The following is a 769-nucleotide window of genomic DNA, read 5'->3' as shown; positions in this document are numbered from 1 at the left end:
ACAGATGTTATTTTTAATGGTTCTACACATCGTCAGCCGGTAGGAAAGGCCTCTATTGAGTTGCTATTTGACAATAGTGAAGGGCCGTTGGTTGGTGAGCATGCAGCATTTACTGAAATCTCTATCAAGCGTCAGGTCACGAGAGAGGGTGTATCTCAATACTACCTAAATGGCGCAAAGTGTCGTCGTCGAGATGTAACGGATATCTTTCTCGGTACAGGCATGGGGCCTAGAAGTTATGCCATTATTGAACAGGGAATGATCTCCCGCTTGATCGAGAGTAAGCCCGAAGAGTTGCGCGTTTATCTAGAAGAAGCTGCAGGTATCTCCAAGTACAAGGAAAGGCGGCGAGAAACCGAAAATCGAATGCGCCGGACCACTGAAAATTTGGATCGACTAACGGATATTCGAGAGGAGTTGTCTAAGCAACTCGAAACACTCAAGCGTCAAGCGAATGCTGCTGAACGATACAAAGGGTTCAAGGCAAATGAACGTGCGCTGAAGGCAAAAATATCTGCTTTGCAGTGGCTAGGTTTGGATGAGCAAAAACAGGAGTTGGAGATTAAGTCGGCTCGTTGTGAGTCGGCGGTCGAAAGCTTGGTGCTTGATAAGGCAACTGGGCAATCAAAAATTGAGGTGTTGCGTTCGAATATAGAAGAGTCTGCCGAAGCGATGCAATCGGTGCAGGCTCGTTACTATCAATCTGGCGCCGAGATCGCAAAGATCGAGCAAGAGTTGAAATTTGAGAGTCAGCGTCTGCAACGAGCTG

The 769-nt window shown here is 47.2% G+C and carries 1 pseudogene; it reads left to right on the top strand.

Annotation, left to right across the window (positions count from 1 at the left end):
• Window positions 1–769: pseudogene (locus A3739_RS29320) on the top strand (chromosome segregation protein SMC); the annotation flags it as partial.

This window comes from Oleiphilus sp. HI0067, from assembly GCF_001635735.1.
This window is presented reverse-complemented; position numbering and strand designations above follow the sequence as displayed.